Genomic DNA, 6,880 nt, shown 5'->3' on the forward strand with positions numbered 1-6,880 from the left:
TGAGTTATTGCTATGCTTGCGTTAGACCAAATTAGAATTCGTAGAACAGGCGAACACGCGCACCGAAATCATCTTCTTCTTTAAACGCTTCGCTTGGTGAGTTCACGCTAAGATCGTTGGTAACGGTTGTGAAGTAAGAACCCAATAGCACTGAGAAGTTCTCTACCTCTAGTACGTCTGTGAACTCGTAAGAAGCATAAAGCGTAGATACCTTCACATCACCTTCTGCCCAGTCCTTGATCTCTTTGTTTTCGTATTCGTTCAACGCGTAAACGTAACCAATACCTAGCCCTTTCCACAGTGCGTTAACCCCTGTCGAGAAGTTGTTTTCATCCACCGCATCTAGGTAAGCCACGTTTGCGTTCACTGACCAATCACCGCTGGTCCAGTTACCTGTTAAGCCGTAACCAGTACGGTCAGAAATATCAACACCTTGGTCGGTCACCACCGCATCAGAAACGAGGTTGGTTTCCATCGAGGCTGCTAGGCTGAAATCACCCATTTGATAAGCAACAACAGGGCGTACTAAGAAGGAATCTTTGCTGCTTGTAATGGCTTGACCGTGGTATGTTCCGCCATCGGTACCTTCATGGAAAAGATCCGAACGGTCACCAATCATGGTACTCAGTTCCAGATAAAGATTGCCGAAGCTTTGGCTGTACATCAGCTGGCCATCAGATCCGCGACCGCGTGCTTCTTTCATTTGATAGGTGTAAGCCGAGCCATCGGTGTAAAGCTCGTTAGAGGTATCACCTGAGTACTCTAAGAACACATCCAAACCAACAGGGAACATGTCATACGCTTCGAAACGACCCGCTTTGATTGCCCAACTGTCTTTCTTACCAAACTCGAAATAAGCATCATCAAGGTTTACGTCACCTGTGCTTTCAAACAAAGGCTGAGCTTTCACGCCGACGTAGTGACCGTTGCTTGTGAATTTCTCACCTGCAAACTCGATCAGTACGCGACCATCTTGGTTGAATTCTTGATCACCAGAATCGTTCGACTCACGATCTTGATAGTTGAAGTTCAATTCAACGTCGCCGCCGATAGAAAAGTTACCTTCTTCGTTGTCGATAATGCTGATGCCCGCATTTGCCGATAGTGCCGTGCATACGCCGATGGCGCTCAGAGATAGTTTCAGTGCTTTGTTCATGTTTAACCCTATATGTATTAGATTTTATTGTGTAAAAGTGCCGATTTTAGAGACAGCAAGTCCCGCCCCTTCTTTTGAAAAAAGAAAGACTTAGTAATATTTATTGTTGTTGTTTGAATATTCCCTAACCGCCGTAAATCTCGCGGTTAGGGAAATTTGGAATATCGAGAATTAAGCAGATTGCTTCGCGACTAGCTCAACCGCTTCACGCGTTAGCTGAGCCAATTCTTCCCACTTACCCGCTTCGATAAGCTTTTTATCGACCATCCACGTACCACCGCACGCCAGCACTCGCGGTACGGCTAGGTAGTCTTTGATGTTCGAAGGGTTGATACCGCCAGTTGGCATGATTTCCACATCACCATAAGGGGCCAACAGTGCTTTCACCATATTGACGCCACCAGAGGCTTCTGCCGGGAAGAACTTCAATGTTGTCAGTCCCATTTCTAACGCCGCTTCAACTGCACTTGGGTTGTTCACACCAGGTACGATATCAATGCCAATCTCTTGGCAGGCTTTAACGGTGTTAGGGTTAAATCCCGGAGAAACCACAAAGGTTGCCCCCGCTTCTTTAGCTGCAATAGCTTGTTCACGATTGAGCACCGTGCCTGCACCAATCAGCATGTCTGGCTGCGCTTCACGCAATAGACGGATCGCGTCGACAGCGGCATCGGATCGAAACGTGATTTCGGCTGCTGGCAGACCGTTTTCTGCCAACACTTTACCCAGTGGGATGATGTCTTCTGCGCGATCAATGGCGATCACTGGGATCACTTTTAACGCTTTCAATTGAGCTTTTAAATTCGACATGTTGTTTCCTGTAAATCTATTTCTTGAACTGGGCAATCACCGCATCGGTTGCCGCTTGTGGGATGATGGCGCCTTTGTGTTGAATAACGGTACCGGCGAGGGTATTGCCATTTATACACGCTTGTTTGATGTTGCCGCCCGACAAGTAAGTCGCGAGGAAGCCACCGTTAAATGAGTCGCCAGCTGAAGTGGTATCTATGACATTGTCTATGGGCGTTGTTGGCACAGAATAAGGCTCAAATGTATTTGAATCCGCGACTAAACAGCCCTCTGCACCGAGCTTAACCACCACATTTTTCACCCCTTGCTTCTGCAAGCGCGTGATTGTGTCGTGCGCCGTTGCATCCCCCCAAAGAAGCTGTTCATCATCGAAAGTGACCAACGCCAAGTCGGTAGTCTGGTACATCGCTTGGTAGCATGTTTGAACAGTCTTCATTTGGTCTTGCGGCCAAAGTGCCGGACGGAAGTTGCTGTCAAAAGCAACCTCTACGCCTGTAGCTCGCAAGCGGCTCAAAAGCTCAAGCAGTTGGATACGATCTTGCTCAGGCAGAATCGCTAAGCTAATACCACTGACAAACACCATATCAACTTGATTGAGTGATTCCGCCACACGTTCAAACTCAGCGTGTTGGAGCAAGTAGCGCGCTGCCGATTGATTACGCCAGTAAAGAAAAGTGCGCTCGCCTTGGTCATCCAACTGAATCAGATATAGGCCCGGCGTGCGCGTTTCGTCTCTCAAGACTAGCTCCGTAGCCACACCTTCTTGTTGCCAACGCGCCACCATGCCGTCACTCAGTGGATCTGTCCCCATGGCAGTGACGTATTGCACCTGCACTTGCGGTGATGCCTCTAAGGCTTGGCTGCAACGGCTGAGGTAAACCGCCGCGTTAAGGGTGTCGCCACCAAACGTCTGCTGCATGTCGCCAAACGGCTTGCCGTTAAACTCGATCATGCATTCGCCAAGTATTGCGATTGTCTTCATAACAGTTCTTTTAAGCATGCTGAAGAGACCTGTCGCAGATGGACACGACAGGTCTACATAGATAGAAGAGAGGATTATTTATTATCGATGCGTACAAACATCATGGTCATTGCGAATGACAGCGTAAACACGCCAATCACACCCAATACCGCTTGAACAAAGTTCTGAGTACCACTTGCCAAGTAAGCTGGCAGGCTGAATACCGAAGATAGGATGTAGCTTGTTAGGTGTGTATCGATAGTCACAGAAATCGCGCCTACGATACCCGTTGCCAAGCTCGCCATGAATAGTGCTTTAGTGTACTTAGTCAGTACGCCGAACAACGCTGGCTCTGTGATACCAAGGATTGCGGTCACACCCGAGCTTACGGTTACTGAAGATTGCTCTTTGCTTGCGTATTTACGTTGCTTGTACCAAATCGCCATCGTCGCGCCTGCAATACCTAGGTTACCCAGACACATAATTGGCATCAGCAAATCTTTTCCGTACAGCGCGAAGTTATTCAAGCTGATTGGCGTCATGCTGTGGTGAATACCGAACACAATGGTAATGGGACGAGTTAGACCAAACACGAATCCGGTCAGCGTTGGTGAGATCTCTAATAGTGAGCTCACTACCCAACCAGCGCCGTTACTTAGCCACATCCCCGCAGGGGCAACAACAGAGAGCACAAGAGTCGACGTCACAGTGAAAGCAAGTAGCGGCGTGAATACTGGTTTGGCAGAAGCAGGAACTAACTTATCTACCATAGGGGTGATTTTGGACAGCACCCAAACCGCTAGAATCGCAGGTACGATCGCGCCGCCGTAGTTAAGCAGCTCAATTGGAATCACACCAAATACGTTCAATTCCGGTGCATTGCCAGCTTCAGAAAGAATGGTCGCTTTTTCCAATAGTTTTGGCGACATCATCGCCGCAGCCACTGCTAACGCAATGTATTCGTTCACTTTAAACACTTTCGCCGCAGAGAAAGAGACCAGCATAGGTAGGAAGAAGAACACCGCGAGAGAAATCGAACGGAAGAAGAAAACGGTATCTGAGCTTTCTGAAATCACGTTGGTCGCAATTAAGCCCGATAGCAGCCCCATCAACATGCCCGAGCCCGCAATCGCTGGCACGACAGGGCCAAAGATGCCCGCCACCACGCGCATTGCGTTTTGGAATAGCTTGCCTTTCTCTTGCTCGATTTCTGCATCTTCTGGTGCTGCACTTGCCCCAGACAAGGCTAAGTACCATTTTTCAACGTCGACACCGATGATCACCTGCGTCTGACCTTGTCCAAGCACCACGCCTTTTACGCCTTGAATTGCTTCAAGTTTTGCTTTGTCGGCTTTCGATTCGTCCACCAGTTTGAAGCGCAAGCGGGTCATGCAGTGGGTAATGTTAGCAATGTTCTCGTTGCCGCCAAGGGCCGCGACCAATTCTTGTAGTTTCATGCTAAAGCTGTCTGCCTTACCTGACGACGCATCGCCAGTTGCCATGTTTGTTTGTGTCAATTGCATCATACTTTCCTATGTGCTTTGTCTGCTCATTCACTGCGCTCATCTTAGCTACTGGAGGTATTTATCCAATCGACAAATTAGTGATTAAACTCACATTAAAACGGCTAAAAATTAAATTTTCGGCTTTTTTCGCCAATTGGTTCGTTTTTCTTGCCGAATTCAAAACAGGAACGAACCAGTTAAATTTAAGCATAATTTACCGCTTGTAATTTGTATTTTTTCACGCTTATATAAAATAAATCCTGTTAACTAGAGATAGTTTGAAGTGAACAAAAATACCATATCAAATATTGAGTGCGTGATTACCAAGCCAGACAGACATAACCTGATTACTGTTATTGTAAAAACAGAATCTGGTGTAACGGGCTACGGTTGTGCGACATTCCAACAACGACCATTGGCAGTAAAAACCATGGTTGATGAATATCTTAGGCCATTATTAATTGGTAAAGATGCAAATAATATTGAAGATCTGTGGCAAATGATGATGGTCAATGCATATTGGCGCAATGGCCCAGTGATCAACAATGCTATTTCTGGTGTTGATATGGCACTTTGGGATATTAAGGCAAAAATAGCCAACATGCCGCTTCATCAATTACTTGGTGGTAAGTCTCGTGATGCTATTCAAGTATATACGCATGCCACCAGCGATACGATGGAAGGCTTGTATGAGCAAGTCGATAAATACTTAGAACAGGGTTATCAACATATTCGTTGTCAGTTAGGTTTCTACGGCGGTGTGCCAGAAAATATTCAAACGGCGCAAAACCCAACCCAAGGCTCTTACTACGACCAAGACCAATATATTGAAAACACGGTAGAAATGTTCAAAAACCTACGTGAGAAATATGGTAAGCAATTCCATATTCTTCATGATGTACACGAGCGTTTGTTCCCAAACCAAGCGATTCAATTCGCGAAACAAGTCGAACAGTATAACCCGTTCTTTATTGAAGATATTTTGCCGCCAAGTCAGACAGAATGGTTGGATAATATTCGCAACCAATCGAGCGTATCTCTGGCTTTGGGTGAGCTGTTTAACAACCCTGAAGAGTGGAAAGCGTTGATCATCAATCGCCGTGTCGACTTCATCCGTTGCCACGTGTCACAAATCGGTGGTATCACACCAGCACTGAAACTCGGTCACTTCTGTGAGAGCTTTGGCGTTCGTATTGCTTGGCACTGCCCACCTGATATGACGCCAATTGGCGCCGCAGTGAATACTCACTTAAATGTGCATCTACATAACGCTGCGATTCAAGAACATGTAGAGTACAAAGCCAATACACAGCGCGTCTTCCCGAACGCAGCAGAGCCAATCAACGGTTACCTATACGCATCTGAAATTGCAGGTATCGGTGTGGAGATGGATCGCGAAGCGGCACAAGACTTCCCTGTTGAATACCGCCCACACGAATGGACGCAAAGTCGTTTACCAGACGGCAGTATTCATACGCCTTAATGCCTCGTTTGTCCTAGCGACGACGTTAAATGTAAACCTAAAAAAACGACCGCTATTCGCGGTCGTTTTGATCTCGGTAGTTAAGACTCTCGGGATTAAACTTGGTGTGATAAGTACACTGGTAATTAATATCAATAATATCGCTCACCACAAAGACTTCACCTGTTTTTAAGAATCCTCGATTAGTAATATTCATCGCGGAACTATTACGTTTACAACCCAATAAATCCGCATCTTCTTTAGAAACATTAATTGCTTGATAAGTAGTTAAATAACTGTCGATTTCTAAACCTAAAGATAACACGTGTTTCTGTAGTGAACTTTCAATAATCTCATCGGTAATTTTAGGAAACATACTTACGGGTAATTTTGTTTCCTCAATCTGTGTCACTTTACCCTGAATTAATCGCAGACGTTTAATATTCCATAGATATTCATCTTCTTCGATAGAAAACATCTGCATTTCGTGCGTAGTCGGCAAACGTTTATTTAGTTTCATTTTCTTGTATGAAATCTCACCAAATTTGTTTTCAGTAACCGAATTATAGATGAGTGGCGAACCAATAATTGAGGTATTAACGAAATAACCCGAACCCACTTTGGATTTAACAATACCAATCGCTTCAAGTTTGGACAGCGCCTTTCGTACCGAAAAACGAGAAATATCGTACTTTTCCGCCAATTCACGCTCAGATGGTAACTTCACATCGATGACGTTTTGGCAAATTTTACTGATGATATCTTGAACTAATTCTTCGTATTTCTTCATAAGCATTCAATTATTATCGACAATAAGTAATTTATACCATTTTTTACTTATCAATATAATCCAAATACCGAAACTTAGAAGCAAAATAGAGAGTGTATACAGGCTCAGTTATTCAGTATTGGGGCTTTTTAAACGACCTGCATCGTTGTCTAGTTTGAATACTCACCTTCTTGTACTGGCTTTGTTGCGTAATTCC

Annotated in this window: 6 protein-coding genes; 1 reads left to right on the top strand and 5 read right to left on the bottom strand. The window is 45.3% G+C overall.

The genetic code is table 11. From position 1 onward, the window contains the following. Positions 1–31: 31 nt before the first annotated feature. From BCT11_RS11860 to BCT11_RS11875, 4 genes are all read right to left on the bottom strand, one after another. A complete protein-coding gene (locus tag BCT11_RS11860; RefSeq protein ID WP_038882156.1) occupies positions 32–1,156 on the bottom strand; it encodes a carbohydrate porin in 1,125 nt (374 codons plus the stop codon). Between the two features lie 171 nt (positions 1,157–1,327). Further along, the gene (locus BCT11_RS11865; RefSeq protein WP_042605145.1) at positions 1,328–1,966 is read right to left on the bottom strand and encodes a bifunctional 4-hydroxy-2-oxoglutarate aldolase/2-dehydro-3-deoxy-phosphogluconate aldolase; all 639 of its coding nucleotides are present in this window, start codon (positions 1,964–1,966) and stop codon (positions 1,328–1,330) included. Between the two features lie 16 nt (positions 1,967–1,982). Next, positions 1,983–2,948 carry a sugar kinase gene (locus tag BCT11_RS11870; protein ID WP_102388394.1) on the bottom strand — a complete coding sequence of 322 codons (966 nt, stop codon included), beginning with the start codon at positions 2,946–2,948 and terminating at the stop codon, positions 1,983–1,985. Positions 2,949–3,022: 74 nt separating this feature from the next. Then, positions 3,023–4,429 (bottom strand): PTS transporter subunit EIIC, encoded by a 1,407-nt coding sequence (locus BCT11_RS11875; protein ID WP_227742621.1) that lies wholly within the window; start codon positions 4,427–4,429, stop codon positions 3,023–3,025. A gap of 286 nt (positions 4,430–4,715) precedes the next feature. Here BCT11_RS11875 and BCT11_RS11880 point away from each other — a divergent pair, with 286 nt between their 5' ends. Continuing rightward, positions 4,716–5,915: an enolase C-terminal domain-like protein gene (locus BCT11_RS11880; protein ID WP_042605142.1), complete on the top strand. Its 1,200-nt coding sequence runs from the start codon at positions 4,716–4,718 to the stop codon at positions 5,913–5,915. Between the two features lie 52 nt (positions 5,916–5,967). On the opposite strand, the gene BCT11_RS11885 is transcribed toward BCT11_RS11880, so the two are convergent. Further along, on the bottom strand, positions 5,968–6,684 hold the full coding sequence (locus BCT11_RS11885; protein ID WP_042605141.1) for a GntR family transcriptional regulator: 717 nt from the start codon (positions 6,682–6,684) through the stop codon (positions 5,968–5,970). Between the last annotated feature and the right edge of the window lie 196 nt (positions 6,685–6,880).

This window comes from Vibrio sp. 10N.222.52.B12, assembly GCF_002875385.1.
Taxonomy (GTDB): domain Bacteria; phylum Pseudomonadota; class Gammaproteobacteria; order Enterobacterales; family Vibrionaceae; genus Vibrio; species Vibrio jasicida.